At 40.6% G+C, this 17,710-nt stretch carries 15 protein-coding genes; 4 read left to right on the forward strand and 11 right to left on the reverse strand.

Translation table 11 applies throughout. The features are described 5' to 3' along the window. On the forward strand, nt 1-359 hold a 359-nt coding region (locus tag LY11_RS25655), incomplete at its 5' end, for an IS3 family transposase (protein ID WP_170132775.1). An 88-nt stretch (nt 360-447) separates the two neighbouring features. Here LY11_RS25655 and LY11_RS25660 read toward each other — a convergent pair. Beyond that, nucleotides 448-1,380 carry a universal stress protein gene (locus tag LY11_RS25660; protein ID WP_111636441.1) on the reverse strand — a complete coding sequence of 311 codons (933 nt, stop codon included), beginning with the start codon at nt 1,378-1,380 and terminating at the stop codon, nt 448-450. 180 nt (nt 1,381-1,560) lie between these two features. Here LY11_RS25660 and LY11_RS25665 point away from each other — a divergent pair, with 180 nt between their 5' ends. Continuing rightward, on the forward strand, nt 1,561-2,514 hold the full coding sequence (locus tag LY11_RS25665) for a bifunctional helix-turn-helix transcriptional regulator/GNAT family N-acetyltransferase (protein ID WP_111636442.1): 954 nt from the start codon (nt 1,561-1,563) through the stop codon (nt 2,512-2,514). A 19-nt stretch (nt 2,515-2,533) separates the two neighbouring features. Here LY11_RS25665 and LY11_RS25670 read toward each other — a convergent pair whose 3' ends face one another. From LY11_RS25670 to LY11_RS25695, 6 genes are read right to left on the reverse strand one after another with little or no spacing between them, the layout of a single operon-like run. Beyond that, nucleotides 2,534-3,877 carry a DUF58 domain-containing protein gene (locus tag LY11_RS25670; protein ID WP_111636443.1) on the reverse strand — a complete coding sequence of 448 codons (1,344 nt, stop codon included), beginning with the start codon at nt 3,875-3,877 and terminating at the stop codon, nt 2,534-2,536. A 12-nt stretch (nt 3,878-3,889) separates the two neighbouring features. After that, nucleotides 3,890-4,867 carry an AAA family ATPase gene (locus tag LY11_RS25675; protein ID WP_111636444.1) on the reverse strand — a complete coding sequence of 326 codons (978 nt, stop codon included), beginning with the start codon at nt 4,865-4,867 and terminating at the stop codon, nt 3,890-3,892. 2 nt (nt 4,868-4,869) lie between these two features. After that, on the reverse strand, nt 4,870-6,048 hold the full coding sequence (locus tag LY11_RS25680) for a DUF4350 domain-containing protein (protein WP_111636445.1): 1,179 nt from the start codon (nt 6,046-6,048) through the stop codon (nt 4,870-4,872). Beyond that, nucleotides 6,045-6,785 (reverse strand): DUF4129 domain-containing protein, encoded by a 741-nt coding sequence (locus LY11_RS25685; RefSeq protein ID WP_111636446.1) that lies wholly within the window; start codon nt 6,783-6,785, stop codon nt 6,045-6,047. The genes LY11_RS25680 and LY11_RS25685 overlap by 4 nt, the downstream gene beginning before the upstream one ends. A gap of 1 nt (nt 6,786) precedes the next feature. Continuing rightward, nucleotides 6,787-7,662, reverse strand: coding sequence for a hypothetical protein (locus tag LY11_RS25690; RefSeq protein ID WP_111636447.1), 876 nt, complete (start codon nt 7,660-7,662; stop codon nt 6,787-6,789). Beyond that, the gene (locus LY11_RS25695; RefSeq protein ID WP_111636448.1) at nt 7,655-8,614 is read right to left on the reverse strand and encodes a stage II sporulation protein M; all 960 of its coding nucleotides are present in this window, start codon (nt 8,612-8,614) and stop codon (nt 7,655-7,657) included. Before LY11_RS25695 ends, LY11_RS25690 begins: the two co-directional genes overlap by 8 nt. A gap of 83 nt (nt 8,615-8,697) precedes the next feature. On the opposite strand from LY11_RS25695, the gene LY11_RS25700 reads away from it, so the two are divergent. Next, nucleotides 8,698-9,429, forward strand: coding sequence for an RDD family protein (locus LY11_RS25700; protein ID WP_111636449.1), 732 nt, complete (start codon nt 8,698-8,700; stop codon nt 9,427-9,429). A gap of 83 nt (nt 9,430-9,512) precedes the next feature. On the opposite strand, the gene LY11_RS25705 is transcribed toward LY11_RS25700, so the two are convergent. From LY11_RS25705 to LY11_RS25720, 4 genes are all read right to left on the reverse strand, one after another. After that, the gene (locus LY11_RS25705; RefSeq protein WP_111636450.1) at nt 9,513-10,433 is read right to left on the reverse strand and encodes a PorP/SprF family type IX secretion system membrane protein; all 921 of its coding nucleotides are present in this window, start codon (nt 10,431-10,433) and stop codon (nt 9,513-9,515) included. Nucleotides 10,434-10,447: 14 nt separating this feature from the next. Continuing rightward, entirely contained in the window at nt 10,448-15,370 is a 4,923-nt protein-coding gene (locus LY11_RS25710; protein ID WP_111636451.1) for a CehA/McbA family metallohydrolase, read from the reverse strand. A gap of 203 nt (nt 15,371-15,573) precedes the next feature. Further along, nucleotides 15,574-16,497 carry a hypothetical protein gene (locus tag LY11_RS25715; protein WP_111636452.1) on the reverse strand — a complete coding sequence of 308 codons (924 nt, stop codon included), beginning with the start codon at nt 16,495-16,497 and terminating at the stop codon, nt 15,574-15,576. 2 nt (nt 16,498-16,499) lie between these two features. Continuing rightward, nucleotides 16,500-16,820 carry a hypothetical protein gene (locus LY11_RS25720; protein WP_111636453.1) on the reverse strand — a complete coding sequence of 107 codons (321 nt, stop codon included), beginning with the start codon at nt 16,818-16,820 and terminating at the stop codon, nt 16,500-16,502. Nucleotides 16,821-17,520: 700 nt separating this feature from the next. On the opposite strand from LY11_RS25720, the gene LY11_RS26980 reads away from it, so the two are divergent. Next, the coding region (locus tag LY11_RS26980) for a hypothetical protein (RefSeq protein ID WP_211321661.1) at nt 17,521-17,710 on the forward strand (190 nt) is incomplete at its 3' end.

Raw genomic sequence — 17,710 nt, forward strand, 5'->3', positions numbered from 1 at the left:
AGATTTTGGATATGCTCAATAAAGGTTTCAGGAAAATCAAAAACCATGAAAAACCAATTCTCCATTCTGATCAGGGTTGGCAGTACAGGCTAGAGAAGTATAAGAAAAAACTAAAAGATAAACAGATAATGCAAAGTATGTCCAGAAAAGGAAACTGCCTGGATAACGCTATAATTGAGAACTTTTTTGGAGTGCTTAAATCAGAATTATTTTATCTAAATGAATATAACTCGGTATCGCAATTACATTCTGAGATTAGAAAGTATATTAAATATTATAATAGGGATCGAGTAAGGCTTAATTTAAATGGAATGAGTCCGGTGAAATACCGAACTCATTACCTTAAAAACATTGCATAACTTCGTCCAACTTTTTGGGGTCAGTCTAGAATGGCCTTTTCGAGGGAATAATTAAATTTGTTTGTGCTGCAGTTTCCTGTGCTAATGTTTAACCGATCACAGAAGCGATGACATTTTCCTGGTAACCTGATTCCAGCGTAGCACTTAATCCCGCAGTAATATTTTCCACACAAGGGAAGATCAGCAGCGGTAAATTAGTATTTGCCGCCATCTTTTGTGTATTGCTTAAGTTGAAGAGTTGCTCCAGGAAAGTTTTGTGACGATGTACCATGACGAACAGGTTACAAGTCACATTTTCCGCGAGCCATCTTAAGCCCGCTTTCACAGGAGCATGTTCTACCGCCCGGTAATAAATTTTAGGATAGTTTATTTTGTTGGCTACATCTTCCAGAAAACTGGTGACTAATTTTTTAGTGTCCGCTTCTGGCGTATCCGGATGTTGTATATGTGCTAATGTAATCTCTGCATGAGAGGGTTTTGCAAATTCTGTAAGTGCCTGAATGATTTCGAGATCGCTCTCTTCCATATCTGTCGCAAAAACAAACTTATCCAGCTTTGTAAAATACTGATTTTCTGGTACGATGAGTACCGGCAGGGGCACAGTACCTATAATTTCCCGCATATGGTTACCCATAATCAAAGAACCTAAACCCTTGCGGTGCGTACCCATAACCAATAACATCAGATCTCTATCTTCTGATAGTTTGCTGATATACCGATATAAAGGGCCTTCCTGACATTTGAAGTCAATGACAGGCTTGAAAGCATTAATAGGAAGGGTAGTGAGTTCTTCTGCTAGCCTGTCCCCCAGTGCACGTAATTGTTCTTCACTGTCTTTTTGTAAAATATTGTAATCTTCCATAGACCAGTAAACCTGTCCTCCTAAAGGTTCGGCCATCGGTACTAAAAAGGAATTGTAAAGGGTAAGGTTTGCGTGAAGATGTTGTGCAAGGCGTAAAGCATAACGTGCAGCATTTTCAGCATTGGCAGAAAAGTCGGTCAGTACAGTTATCGTTTTCATAGCGAAGATGTTTAGAGTTTACTGAAGTAAAAGTGGTGATAAACAGGTTGTTTAGCTGTGATCGCCGTCATATTATCAAATGATATTCGTCACTGGAATCACAAATTTTCTAACGGATATTTTGGATTATAAAAATACTTACTACATTTACGTAATCAGTTACGTAAATGTGTATATATAATGGAATTTTTCAATCAGGTAGGTAAAAAAGCAATAGGAAGCAGGTTAAGGCTGTTAACGGAGAAGATCACAGAAGATGCGGCCCAGATTTATCAATGCTATGATATTGATATGCAGCCTAAATGGTTCCCGGTTTTTTATGTGCTTTCTCAGGGAGAAGCGATGACCATTACTGCGATCGCAAAAGAAATAGGCCATTCCCATCCTTCGGTAAGTAAGATTATTGGGGAAATGGCAAAAAAGGGTTTGGTGGATGAGAAAAAAGACGAAGCCGACGGCAGAAAAAACATGGTGAGCCTTTCTTCAAAAGGAGACGAGATCACAGTAAAAATACAAAATCAATATGCTGACCTGGATCAGGCTGTAGCAGACATCGCGGCACAATCCAGAAATGATTTATGGAAAGCCATGGAAGAGTGGGAGTTTTTATTAGGACAGAAAACACTTTTACGCCGTGTGCAGGAGATTAAAAAAGAGCGCGAAAGTAAAGAAGTTACGATTGTGGATTATGCACCGGAATATCAGCAGGCATTCCGGGCGTTAAATGAGCAATGGATCTCTAACTGGTTTAAAATGGAGCAAGCAGATTATAATGCGCTTGATGATCCTCATGGCTATATTTTAGCTAAAGGCGGCCATATTTTGGTTGCGTTATATGAAGGAGAGCCTGTAGGAGTTTGTGCCCTGATCAAGATGAATGATCCGGATTATGATTATGAACTGGCTAAAATGGCGGTATCTCCCGCTGTACAGGGAAAAAGTATTGGGTGGTTATTGGGAAGTGCAATCGCTCAGAAAGCAAAAGAACTCGGTGCTCATAAAATATACCTGGAGAGCAATACAATTCTGAAACCAGCTATTAACTTATACCATAAGTTAGGTTTTGTTAAAGTAGCTGGCCGGATTACTCCTTATGAGCGCTGTAATATACAAATGGAACTTGTACTGAACTAGATTTCTGTTTAATGGTGAGTTAGATTTTCTGTTGTGCTTTAATAGCCAGGTACCGGTTAACCACATTCACCGTTAAATTTTCTGGTGAAGTAAGGATGCTGAGAATACCATGTTTTGCCAGTTCTTTGACCATTAGCCGTTTTTCGTAGACAAACTTTTCTGCGATGGTTTTAATGTAGATTCCTTCCACATCCAGTGCAGGTAAATCACTCATAGACTTGACAGCTGTATTTTCGAAGAACACGATCATCAGCAAATGAAATTTAGCGATATGTTTTAAAAATGGAAGCTGTCTGTGTAAAGCAGACATGCTTTCATAATTCGTGAAAAACAAGATCAGGCTCCGCTGCTTAATTATACTGCGGATAGCCAGATGCAGCGCCTCAATATTACTTTCCAGATACTGGGTCTTTTCTTTATACAAGACTTCCATTATTTTACCCAGCTGGCCGGGTCTGCGGTCTGCAGGTATGATGCTGCCTACCTTTTCCGAGAGCGTGATCAATCCTGCTTTGTCATCTTTTAATAAGGCCACATTAGACAGCACTAAACTTGCGTTAATCGCGTAATCCATTAAACTTAATCCATCAAAAGGCATTTTCATCACCCTCGACTTATCAATGATACAATAGATATGCTGTGCTTTTTCTTCCACAAATGAATTCACCATCAGCTCACCCTTTCTCGCTGTTGCTTTCCAGTTCACCGTCCGGTAATCATCGCCCTGCACATAGTTTTTTACCTGGTCGAACTCCATACTATGGCCGACCCGCCTGATTTTCTTGATACCGATCTCCGTCAGCCTGTTTGAAATAGCCATCAGCTCATATTTGCGCAGCTGAAGAAACGAAGGATAAACGGGAACAGTCTGTGCCGTTCCAAAATTAAATCTGCGGGAAATAAAACCCAGCGGTGATTTAACATACAAACGGGTCTGCCCAAACTCATATTCTCCTCTTTTAACCGGCCTTAAACTGTAAGTGATCGTTTTATGTTCCCCGGCTTTTAACTTACTGGTGAACCATAAATCCCTTTTTTGAAATTGAAAGGGAATCTCCTCTATGATCCCAATTGTTATCGGAAAGGTGAAAAAACTCTCCACATAAATAGGAAGCTCATTATCGTCTCCATTACTCAACCTTTCGGGAAGGTCACGACGTAAAAATACACCCTTACTGCTGAACAACAAGACCAGGTCCGTACAGAGCAGCAGCAGCAATGCCCAAAAGCAGATATAAGGCAAATCTCCCAGCCATGGCAAAAAGAAAGCAAATAAGAATAAGCTGATACATAGGCCTAAACCAATAAACAATCTTTTACCCAGAAAAAGATCTTTGTAATACTTGATGAATAAATGTTTCAATCTCTTTGCGGTTTACCTTGGGATCTCTATTTTTTGAATAATCTGGGCAACAATGTCAGCGGGCGTTAAACCTTCCATTTCCTTATCAGGGCTCAGCATAATCCGGTGTGCCAATACAGGGGCCGCTACCTTAATAATATCTTCAGGGGTTACAAAATCGCGGCCCTGCATTGCAGCAATGGCTTTTGCGCCGTTGATCAATGCTAAAGAAGCCCGCGGTGACGCGCCCAGGTACAATGATTTATTATTCCTGGTTTCATGGACAATCTTTGCCGCATATTCAATTAATTTGGGCTCTACATGTAAAGCTTTGATCAGCGCGCGGCAAGTTTTGATCTGGTCTATGCTTAAAACGGCTTTAATATCTTTCAGCTCATCCTCCAGTTTATGCTGATGTTGTCTGGATAAAATAATGATCTCCTCTTCAAGCGTAGGATATTTAATCTCTATTTTAAATAGAAAACGGTCTAACTGTGCTTCCGGTAATCTGTAAGTCCCCTCATGTTCCACCGGGTTTTGTGTAGCAAGTACCATGAAAGGCTCGTCCATTGGGTAAGTATGACCATCAACAGTGATCTGGCGTTCTTCCATCACCTCAAATAGTGCAGATTGTGTTTTTGCAGGTGCACGGTTAATCTCATCAATCAGAATGATGTTCCCAAAAACCGGGCCCTTTCTATACTCAAAAGATGCTGTTCTTGGGTCGAATACAGAAGTACCCAGAACATCTGAAGGCATCAGATCGGGCGTAAACTGAATTCTTGAAAAGACAGCGTCGATGCTTTTTGCAATCAATTTAGCGCTGAGTGTTTTAGCGACTCCGGGAACACCTTCGAGTAAAAGATGCCCATCGGCCAGGATGCCTGCAATCAGGAAATCAATCGTATCTTTTTGACCTACAATGATATGGCCAATTGATTCTCTGATTTGTTCTACTGCCAGATTAAGCTGTGTAAGGTCGGTTCTTTGATGAGCTGTTTCCGCTTCCATTATTATTTCGCTTGATTATAAAATTTCTCTATTAATTTATTCAGTTCAATCAGCAGGCCGTCGGTCACTTTACTGCCATACTGAATGGTATTGATCACTGTAAATAATTGTCTGATTGTTTCCTCCTGCGCACCCGATATGAGCACTAAAGCGGAAATAAACTCTTCATCCGTTTTTAATGTTTTCAGGCGATAGGTTAACCGGATATATTCTAAAAAATAATTGATCTTCTTTTGTGCAATATCACTATTATCACGCTGCTGATAGTATACTTTTCCAACAACCGTTACAAACTCGGCAGAGGAATTCTTTAAAGGCAGTAAAACAGGAATAATCCGCTGTCTGCGTTTCATTTCAAACAAGACGAATGTCAACAGGCCTGCCAGTGCTAAACAATAGGCCCAGCGCAGCTGATCATGCTTGAAAAATACCCTTAAGACTGACCCGTTTTCTGTATTGCCCCGTGTACTGTTTTCATCCCATAAAAGTGTTCCGGGTGTTTGCAGATAAGACAGCGCTTTGGAGGCATAAGCTGCACCCGCGGGATGAAGTAAATTATAATTGGTTAGCAATTGTGGGTTAGGCAATATATATAACGCTCCTTTGCCAAAAGTATATTTGACAAAATTAATATCTCCCTTGTTATTTCTTCCCAGAACAGTGCAGCGTGAAGTATCAACAGTGGTGAAATATTGATCTCCCAGTCCCTTGTCAAAAACATAACCGTCTTTTGCTTTCAGCGCCGGATTCACAAAGTTGATTGCATAAGGTCTTGCTGTAGCAGATAAATTTGTGCTCGTTTCCAGTTTCAGCGTATCATTCAGTACTTTTCCTAAGTCAAATGCTGCAATGAATACCTGGTTTCCTGCGTGCATAAATTTCACCAGCTCCTGATAATCGAGCTTATCAAATTTCAGACTGCCGGCTATGAAAAGATAACTGGTGTTTTTATACTGCTGATCCTTTAAGGTATTATAAACAGGCAGCCGGGTTGTTTTAAGCGCTGCACCCGGAAAAATACTTGCTTTTTCCTGGTTTAAAATATAAAGTCCGTACGGAATCTTATCTTCTTTGAGGTAAGAAGGACTCCAGTCAGTTGGTGCCGGCTTATAATATTGTGCAAGCAGGTATAAAATTAATACCGTGGCACTGCCGATCAGATATAATCTCATCCCTTTCATAACATGCCTGTATTAAATTGGTCATAACTGTTTTTTACCTGCTTAAAATTCTCCTGGTCAATAAAAAACTCCCCATACCAGATATACTCAAACTGTGTAGTCAGCAAGCTGAACTGCTCTCTTTTCTGCGGATCAGCAATTTCCCTGATATAAGTCTGATTGGTCTTCTCCGGTTGCCAGTTAATGAGGTCTTTGCTATTCAGTTTTTTCAGGGAGAGTAAATACATTAATCTTACTGCAAGCCTGTAATTGGCGCTTTGTATCGCCTGGTCTATTTCCGTACTAAAATCTATTTCATGGATATTATCACTGGACTCCGCATAAGGAATAACTATCGATTTCGATTTCCCCATAAAGAGTTTGAAATCAACGCCTGTTAATTTAAAAACGACAAAGACAACTAACGCAATGAAAGCTGAGATCACAACATACCGGAAGAAATTTGCTGAATAGTTGACTCTGGTAATTCCCGTAAGCTGTCTCCAGAACCATGCCCAGAACTGGTTCCATAAACTATCATCGACCGGGGCAATCTGGTCATAGTTAAAATCTGTTTGCTGGCTGTAAGCCTTCAGTTTTTGCGCATCGAAACTTCTGAGTTTTACGTTGCTGCTATCAATCCTGAGCAGTTTTTCTTTTACCCGGACAGATTGCGCACGAACAGCCTGCTTCGCCTGAACAGGAGCAAACTGTACAGTGAGTATCAAAAAAAGTAAAGTGACCAGGTATTTCAACATGTTAATATTCTTCTTTATTCGGGAAGGGGTTTTCCTGTTCTCCCATTTTTTGAATACGATCCATCAAACCGGTACTGTTCTGGCGCTCAGAAAGATTAAAATAACAAAGAGAGAGCCCGATAATTGGAATAATCATAAAAACCTGGCAGAGGTACTGGATAACCGTAGAAAAGATGATTACACTATTACTCAATCCTTTCGGTCCATTGGTCAATGCACTGACCATCGTTAAAATAATAGCTGGTAAAGAGGCAAAGGACGATGTTGCATAAGTAATTACCCATAGAATAAGTATAGTGGCTGCGGTTACCCACCAGTGCTCTCTTAATAATCTGAAAGACTGGCTGAAGGCGTAACCCAGACTTGCATTTTCGAAAATTATAATTGGAAGCATCAGTGATATGGCCGGGAATAAATAGAAACCGGGAATCAGACATAAACAGAAACCAGCAATCAAAAGGAGCCCGATTAAGAAACTGCTGCCAAACACCCGAAAGAAGTAATACTTGAAATAACCCCATACTTCCTCTACCGTTGGGGCTACATTTCCTTTTTCTATGTATAAAGCGATGAAACTGAGGATAGAAACATTTAAGGCGGTATAACTGATGATGCCGATCAGCACGACGAAAAAATAAGAAAGAGATAACAGGCCTGCGAATCTGCCATAAGTAGTAAACACATTCGTATTTCTGATGGCACGCTGCATACCTATCTGCTGGAAAATTGCTGCAATCATTCCGGCCACAATGAATACACCGCAGAAATAGACGAATACTTTTAATAAAGGCTTGAAATTCTCTTTGAAGAACCGGATGGTATCGTTAATAATATCTCCAAATTCACGGAGCTTTTTGAATTCTACTTTTTCAGACATTTTTGTGAGGGTGATTACGTTTGGAGAGGATAGATGGATATAAAATGACGTACCAGATAATAAAAATAAGCGACAGGCCTAAAATCCCTGTACTGAGCCATATTGGCATTTCTGTATGCCTGGTAATAAAACCTTCAAAAAAGGCGGCAACGAGCAGGATCGGGACAATACCTAATGCGATTTTAGTACCATCCTTAGCACTTTGTTTAAAGGCTTGAAAGCGTGTAAATGTTTTTGGGAAAAGCAGGCCGTGGCCAAGCACCAGCCCGGCAGCACCTGCAATAATGATAGCCGGGATCTCTAAAGTTCCATGAATCCAGATCACTAAGATAGATTCCAGGCCCAGCCCTCTGCTAAAAAAATAATACTCAAAAGAACCCAGCATGACCCCGTTTTGCAGCAGGTAAAAAATTGGGCCGATGGATAAAAATATACCGCTTACAAACATCAATAAAGAGACATAGATATTGTTTGCTGCAATAGCGAAAAACATAGGGAATTCCGATGTCTGTTTATACACGCCAAAGGGGTCACCCCTGGTAATGTTCTCATTGGTCATATTTACATAGCTGTCTCCCAGGATCACCCTGATAAACTGATCATCATATTTTGCTGAAAGTACGCCTATGGAAGCTGAAATCGTGAAAAATAAGAAAGCATATAACAACTGCATCCGGTAAGTATAAAACAATACAGGCAGTTCAAATTTCCAGAAATTAATAAACCTGTTGCTGTCTTCTTTTTTATTTTTATAAATAGATTGGTGCAGCGTTGAGGCTAAACCATTCAGATAACTGGTCGTTTTAGACTTGGGATAGAATGTTTTAGCATAAGAGAGATCATTGGTGATGTCAATAAAGCGGTCTGCAATTTCATCCGGATGGGTAGCAGGTGAATGCTCATAGGCCTTCCATTTCTCGGAATTCTGTTTAACGAACAAGGCCTCCCTCATAGCGAATCTAATTTTCGGTTAAAATACTGACAAAAAGTGATTTTGCAATAATTAATTAAATATCAATATTATATTTGTTTTTTATGGAAACAATAAAGGTGAACACTACTCAGCACGTGGATATTGACTATCCTGTTGCTGGTTTAGGCGAACGAATAGCGGCAAGAATGATAGATTTTGGTATGCTGATCGCAGTACTTTTTTTAGTCGCCTTTGTAATTAGTGTGGCTACATTGCCAAAGGGTAATCTCATTTTTATTGGTCTGCTTGTCCTTTACGGGATCGTCTTTGTCTTTTATCACCTGATCTTTGAAATTTTCTTCAACGGTCAGAGTCCAGGGAAAAAGTTAATGAAAATTAAAGTGATCAGCCTGGATGGCGGACAGGCGGGAATAGGCCAGTACTTTATCCGCTGGTTATTCAGACTGGTTGATTTTTGGCTGACAGGGCAAATAGGCGGCTTACTTTGTGTAACCTTATCTGAACATAAGCAAAGAATAGGGGACCTGGTTGCAGGGACGACAGTGATCAAAACGATTGGACGCACTACCCTTGAACAAATTGCTTTTGTACCGGAAACAGAAGAATATGTTCCTGTTTTCACCAATGTTCACCTGCTGAGTGACCAGGAAGCTGAGCTGATCCATGAAGTTCTGACTACTTATTATAAGACCGCACATTATGAGCTGGTTTATGCAATGGCCGATAAAATCAAAGCGCGCCTGGGTGTGAACTTACCCGCCGGGATGCACGAACTGGATTTCTTAAATACGATACTAAAAGACTATAACCAGGTGACTTCTGCCGCACAATAAATGTTGTTAAATAAAAAACCCGGCCAGATCTTCAGGTCCGGCCGGGTTCAATGCAGTAGTACTGCTTATTTCAATATCCCTGCTTATTTCTTTCCGATATTAAAACGAAGATTAATCTCGAAATCTCCGCCCGTATAACCTTTCAGGGCAGAGGTAGCCGTATTGTAATAGGCCATAATGTATAAGCTTTTCAGATAGTTGATACCAAAGCCTACCGTCGCATTTTCCGTACTATGATACATGCCCATTACAGACAACTTATCATCCGCGAAATTGGCGTTTAACCCGGCATCCCATAAATTTTTATAGTTTTTTATCCCTCTGTATACCGCTTTAGGTTCCAGGTTGACACCGTCCATACCGCTGCCAAAAGCCATTTTATAACTGATGGCTGTATAGAAAGTCGGTTTATCAGCATAATTTGAATCATCTTTTCTCAGTACAGATCTCATATTAGGCAGGGTCGCTTCTATATTTAATCCGTTAGAAGTATAAGAAGCACCAAAATCACCATCTGCATAGTACCCTCTGTCATTGAAGCGGGCTATAGACGGATCATTACCATCACTATTTTGTATGCTGCCTCTATCGAACCGCTCGCGGCTGGTTCCAAACGAAACCCCGAAATTCAGTTGCTTATCTTCTCCATTGATCGGTAAATGATAAGCAAAAGTAGCCACTGCTTTGGTGATTTGTATACCTCCGGCCTTCTCATTATATACATTAACACCTAAACCAACTTTATCCAGCTGCTGATCTAAGGTAATGCCCTGCGTTAAAGGAGCACCTGGGATATTAGACCATTGTTTACGTAAACTGGCATTGATATTCAGACCGCTGTTAATTCCGGCCATGGATGGATTGGCGAAATACTTATTTTGGAAATATTGCGCATTAAGTGGTAAGATCTGACCCTTGGCAGTATGGATAAACAGAACCGTAGTTCCGGCAAATAAGCAGATAGCAATACGGCTAACTTGCTTTATATATATAATTAATCTCATGTGTCTGGCGTAAATTAGTCTCTTAAAATATTGATATAACCTTTCAAAGTCCCTAAACCAGGGCCCAGATCCAGGATGTAGTAATAGGTGCCTTCCGCTAAAGGATTACCATTCACTGTACCATCCCAATCATTCGCATAAGACTTTTTAGTATAAAATACACGGCCTGCTTTATCAAATAATTTAAGGGTGTTGTTCGGATAATAGTCAATATTCTTAATCACGAACTTATCATTGATACCATCACCGTTCGGGGTAACTAAAGTTCCTGCTTCGAGTTTATAATCATCCACAACAGTGATATAGATCGTCTGACCAGCAGTACAACCACTGGCATTAGTGACCGTTACTTTATAAGTACCACTCTGTTTTGGCCTGATCGTTAAGGTGGCGTTATTCTGCCCACTCAGGATCTCGCTGCCCGTCCAGCTATACTTAATGCCTCCGGTTGCAGTAAGCTGTAAAACTTCTCCTTTGGAAATACTTTCCCCTTTATCGCTGATGATTTGTACGGTTGGTAAATCATTGATCGTGATGACCGCATTTCCGGTCTGAGTTTGTGTTCCATATATATCCGAAACATTTAACAGCGTATAGATAAATACACCAGAATAGTTGGATGGCGCTTCTAAAGTTGCTACAGCTGAACTGGTTGTAATCGTTTTGCTGCTTCCGTTTAAGGTATAAGTAAATGTGTATGGAGCAGTTCCGCCAGCCCCTGTAAAAGTGACCATTGGGGCTTTGCCATTGATACATATATTACTTGTGCCTGTGATCTGGGCAGTTGGTCTTCCCAGAATCTTTAATGCCGCAGGTGTATAACTGATCAGATAATTCGAGTCTAAAGCAAGCGTACCCTGCTGGATTGCATAATTTCCCGGAGTTTCTCCCGGTGCCCTGGTCAGAGTTCCGGTAAAAGCAACCGAATCTGGTAAAGTTGAAGTTGTAGTATAAGTAAATACCGGATCTGCAGTACCTGCTAATTTCTGCTTGTCCTGCGCTTTAACCGGGATTGGTTTTGGAATGATAGTCAATATTTGCTGTGCTGTACCAGCACTGAAGTAGGCATCACCTTTTTGATTGGCAGTAAGGATAACTTTACCTGCACTAAGGATTTGTATTTTTCCATCGGTGATCGTTGCTTTTTTGGGATCGCTTGTAGTATACGTTAGCTTAATAGCAGGGTTATCGCTGCTTGCACCGATTTCCAAATCAGGATCTCCGTAAGTTGCACTTCTTTCAGGAGCAAAAGTGATGGTCTGTGGTTTTTTAACATAACTATCATCACGGCTATACCAGATCGGAGAAGTAATGATTCTGCTGCCATCTGCTTCCACAATATCCGCATAATAATAACCCGTAGTCAGGTTTGCTAAAGCTTCATGTTTGAAGCTTAAAGTTCCTGAGCTGCTGGCAGTCACCTGAACAGGATTAACGCCGCTGGCTGGTGTACCGTAAAGTAATTTAATACTGGAAACAGGACTGGTCGTTGCTGTGCTTACAGAAATCTCCGGCGCGCCCGCGCCTGTAAATACACTACCTACCTGTTCCTTGTTTAATAAGAAAGTGACTTTGGCTGCGGAATCTTCAGAAGCATAAAAACGCATTTTCTTCATTGCGTCAAACAAATCATTTTCTGTTAATGCTGGCGCTAATACAACCAGTCTTGCGCGTGTGTGACGACCAAAGGTCATATTATGGTTATCATGATCTATCGTTGCACCCAGATGATAACCTCTGGCAAGCATCCGGTTATAATAACTCAGGTAACTCATTGAACTCGCCGGATCAGAATAAGTCAGGTTAGTTGAAAATGCAGGCCCGCTTTCTAAAGCAGCTCCTACAATTGCACTGTCCGCGCTAAGATCATAAGTGGCTGAAATATTATTGTAATCTGTGGTATTCGGGTGAGCCAGCGTTGCAATTGCATTCAGGCCATGACGGTTAATCACTTTAAATAATCCGTTATTTCCGGTGTAAGTACTCTTTGGCACAAAGATCTGATTCTCGCCAGCTTCCCAGCCAATTAAAGAGTCGATACCATAAACAATCACGTGACCACCACCGCTGATTACGCCCCATTCCATTCCATGCAGCGCAAGGAAGGTCGAAGTTGTTGCATTTTTTGCCGCTTCGATACCAGGTTTCCAATAGGCCAATGACATTCCTGCCTGGGTATGGTTATGTTCAGATATTCCTAAGAAGTCCATTTTCATAGAGTTCTTGGCAAAAGCATAGTCATCTTCAGGCTTTTTAGTCTTGTCATCCTTATTTCCATCAGAATAACTGCTGTGACTGTGCAGGTTCCCGTAATAGAAATTCAGGTTGTCTGCATCTAAAACACCAGTCTTTTGCAGGCCAGTTAACGGGGCAGCTGTTAAATATAACGGGCCGCCGCTGCAGCTGCTGTTCAAAGCGAAAATGTAAAAATAATAAGCTGTGTTCTGAGCAAGTCCGCTTCGGATGAAGCTATTTCCAGTGCCTCTTTTGATAACTGTACCTCCGCCAAGCTGATCACCAACATTGTAAACAGTTTGATTCAGTGGATTAGCGGTCAAAGTGCTGCTGGTACTCATGACCACCAGGTATTCGTCTGCTCCGTTTGCAAGCTGATAACTACCTTGTATGAAATTATAATTGGAAGAAGTTACTGTAAAGTTCGAAGGCTGATTTACAGGTGTTGCACAGACTGCTAAGGTTTTGGTTGTCTGATTTCCTGTCAGATAACCTGTGGTCAGGTATTTTGGCCCTCCTGTGCAGGAAACGTTATTTAATGGGAAAATAAAATAATAGTATTGGGTTGAGCTGGTTAAATTGATGTCAGCTAAAGTGGTATTGACAATACGGCCTGCAACTGTCCCTCCACCTAGTGCGGTGCCTGGATTATACACGGTTCCGTCTTGCGGCATTGCTGTTAAAGTGCTGCTTGTACTGCGGATAATCAGGTATTCATTGGCATCTGCAGAAGCGGTAAACTTTAAGGTGATACTGTTTGTGGTCACCGTATTGAAAGTTAAAGCAGTTGCAGCGACGGCTGGTGCAACGCATGGCGATAAATTAGGTGGAAAATGTACGCCTAAACCATTAAGGTCATCATCGTCACTCGCATTTTGAACAATAGCAAGCGGTAGTCTTGTCCAGTCATCCACTATAAAAGTTGGGCTGGGTGCAGTCACCGTGATATTTCTTACATAAGAAACGTCTTTTGCATTTACTCCCTGTCCAAATGCGTCTATAATATTGTTGGCAGCATCCAGTAAAGTTACACCATCATTTCCATTGAAATTAATGACTGAATTATTGGTTTGTGCTGCACTGGCGGCAGTTAAATAAGGCACTTCATTTCCATTGCCCGTATTTCCTATTAATACAGAGCCCTGAGCAGGGATAATCACATTCAGATCCATCGTCTGGGATGGGGCAGGTGTGATATTAATATTTCCTGCATCGCCCGAAATATTATATAATGCCAGTTTTAACTGCGGGGAAGCAGTATTTACAGGTACATTACTCAGGTTTGTTAATTCGATCCATTTATTGACCGATGTACCTTCATAATATTGGCTGATAATAACCGGGGCGCTGACTACTGGCGTACCAATAGTTGCCGCATTAAGAGTGGTTATTGTAGTTTGCAGATTCGGAGTGCTGGCTGCATCAGCCGCGACCACATAAACCTGGTAAGCGGTAGACGGACTTAATCCGGTCAGATTTGCTGAGGCTTCTGTATTTAGTGTATTGGGAAAAGACCCGGCTTTGAAAGCAGGATTTCCATTGCCATCCAGTCCGTTTTTAACCTGAAGGGGAGTTAACGGCGCGGTCCCTGTTGCAGGGATGACCACATAATAAGTCGTTCCTGTTTCATTGATATTGCTGAGCAGCGTTATTGAATTCGCCGTGATCGTACTTAGCTTCGGATAAGTTGCTGCATGCACAGGAGGCGTTAAATCGGCATTACCTGTGGTGATATTGAGCGCAGTAAAAGTAGTTTGAATGTTTGGTGTTGCTGCGGCATCTGCCGATACTACATAAAGTTTATAAGCTGTAGCAGCAGTTAAACCATTTAGTATAGCGACCGCATCTGAATTAGGCGTATTGTTTAAAGACTCCGATTTGAATGCCGGGGTTCCGCTTCCATCTGTACCGGCTTTAATCTGAGCGGCTGTTAACGGTGCTGTTCCTGTAGCAGGGATTAATACATAATAGGTAATTCCTGCTTCATTGATGTTGCTTAAAAGGTCAAAAGAAGTTGAAGAAATTGCGCTGGCTTTAGGATAACCCGAAGCATTGACCGGAGGGGTTGTATCTGTACCCCCGGTCAGGTCTGCAATCGTACCTCCAATTTTTAGTCCCTGACCAGGGTCAGGAGAGAAGAAGCCCCATCCGCCTGTAGAGGTTTGTCCACTGGCAAAGTAACGAAAAGTGACCGTCGTTCCTGCAGGTATATTTTGCAGTGCAGTGATGCCCGATAGATCAATTGTCGGATAAACTACCGGAGCTGCTCCTGTTTTGGTGATCATGGTCGGTGAACCAATCAAAGTGAATGTGGTGTTGTCCAGGCTATAGGCAAATTGATTGGATGCGCCGGCACCTAAGAAATAACCAGCGGTGCCCTGGTATGCAGCATCTATTGTGGATAAAGACATTTTTTTACCGGCAGCAGCTGAGAGTGTAAACTCAAAGTAGTTAGGACTGTTTACCAGGATGCCTGTATTCCCGAATTTAACCGTTCTGAAAGAGTTGGCACCTGCACTGGCAACAGCTGTTGCAGAACGTGTGAGAACCGGGGCAAAAGAAAGTCCGGGGTCAGCTGAGGTAGCTGTAAGAGTGTTTAATAGACCAGGCCCCGTAAAGTTCCAGCTGACCAGCTGAGCAAACAACTGCGCCGGGAGAAAAAGGCCTGAAAACAATAAGATTAAGAGTAGAGTTTTTTTCATAGCTGAAATTTTTGTTTAGCGGACAAAAATATAAGGATTAAAAAGCTCTGATGTTAGCTTAATATTAATTATTGTATTTGTGGAAAACTAAATTTAACAAAGGCCGAATATTTAATAAAAAAGCCCGGAATAATTTTATCCCGGGCAATATTTAAAATTTTGTTAATGCAGTTGAAATTTTGGTAATACGATCAGTGTTTTATTTATAAGTTTAAAAAGAAGCCTTTTGTACTTACTACACCGCCACTGGTTGCTGTTTCAGCTATTTTTTCTCCCAGGGTTATATTAAGATTGCTATCTTTTGTTGAATTGGCATAAGCAGCAAAATTGCCATCTTCACCTAATCTCCATACCACATTCTGAGCTCCGGCGCGACCAGCCCAGGTAAGTGATGCTCTACCACTTGATTGCCATATTATTGAACCATCAGCTGTAAATCTTACAGTCCATCCACTTTGATCCTTTCTACCCTGACTAGTCCATAATAGCTGAGTACCATTGTATAAGAATAAATTTCCTTGTGCAGCGTCTAAATGATATGTTCCTTTAACTGCAATACCCACATGATCTGATGAAAACCATGATCTATGCTCAAGGCTGGGGTCTATAAATGAATTTTTATCATCCTTAGTTGGGTCATATGGTTCAACAGGAGGTTTAACAGGAGGAGTAACCGGACTATTAGAAACATAGATACTATAATTATTCATAGATTCTGCTACTCCGCCAGCATTATCCCCTTCAAATGATTGATAGTATAAAAATACTGATCCAGTGGTTTTCCCTTTAGGTAAAACACCATCAATTGTACCTTCCCAGCTATATGGATCACCAATCACCCAATCTCCATTATATTTCCATTTTGCTTCTCCAAGCACTGTTACTGTAGTATTTTCTTTATAAACTAAATAAACTTTTACAGTATTGAAATAGTTTCCGCTTTTTGTGAATTTAAAATTAGCTGTAAAAGACTGACTTTTATCATATTGTACATTCAATTTTGTTCCACCTGCCAGGTATGAATTTTGAATTGTAAAGGATATTAAATTTACTGCAGCATTCGCTGAACTAAAAAATAAGAGTATAAATGAAAAAGTAAATGCTGCTATTAATTTTTTATAAGTCATGGCTATTTTTCGTGTTTTAATTTATATTCATTTGCACTATCATAAAGATTCTCAATCTTTTCTCTGCTCATTATAATTTCTCCATCACTTCCAAATGTAAAATCTTGCTTTTTATCATTATAAATGACTTTATCAATTGGAGTTTCCCAGGAAATAGAAATGAATTTTTCAATTTTCTGTAATCGATCTTTATCATACGGGGCCGTAGAGCTTTGATGATTGGCAGTTGCCGGATCATTTGGAGTTATCGGTCCTTTTGCACATCCTGTTAATAAGAAAGAAAAGACGTATAGGATAATGCCTGCTTTTGTAGTTTTTATCATAATTATATTGTTTATTATGCAAATATAATTATATAAATTGTACATTTATATGTTATATAAAGAAATAATTATTTCTATTTGTTTTATGGATATATTGCCGGAATATTAAGTTTCATACGCTGGCAGATTAGGTTCATCATCTTCTCCTTTGCAAAATTTCTTTGGAAAATTTTTATTTACGGCCTTTTTACGTGTACTGGCTTTTTTCTGTAGAGTAAAAAATAAAAGGAAAAATGCAATGAGGGTAGTTGCGCTGAAAGCTTTCAATTTGCATGGGAATGACGCAGCCGAAACAAGGCCGGGCTGTTAGTAAATAAATTCAAAATAGCTTAATAATAAATCTATATCGGCCGGGTACTGCCCGGGTACTGTCCGAGTACTGGTCGGGTACTCGTTAGGGTAAGAGCAATGCTAAAGTAACGCGAGAGCATGGCAAGTCCAAGTCAAAACAACTAGTTGAAATCAATTAGACTTGCCATGCTTACAGCCCGTTTACAACCTGGTGTCACCCCGACCACCACTCAGGCACAACCAAACCATAACTAGTTGAAGATTAATGAAATTATAATTTTCCCTTTGACTAACCCATGGACAACTGCGGACAATTGCAGACAGCTGCGGACAATTACGGACATTTTTTACGCATCAGGATAATCTTTAACGCTAATAGCCTACATTGGTGGAAAGGCATTTATTTATTATGGGAAGTTTAACGGGTAAAATTGTAAAGGGAATCCTGGGCGATTTCATTTTTAAAGCAGCAGTTTGGAGTACAGGTTCTTTCAAAAGTTCTGTAAGGGGCACAATGAAACAATCAATGGAAACCCAAAGGCATCAGAGAACTTTCGTAAAAGTAGCAAGCCTGGAAAAATCAGGATCTTTCCTCCCCT

It is taken from the genome of Pedobacter cryoconitis (genome assembly GCF_003259615.1).
Classification (GTDB): domain Bacteria; phylum Bacteroidota; class Bacteroidia; order Sphingobacteriales; family Sphingobacteriaceae; genus Pedobacter; species Pedobacter cryoconitis.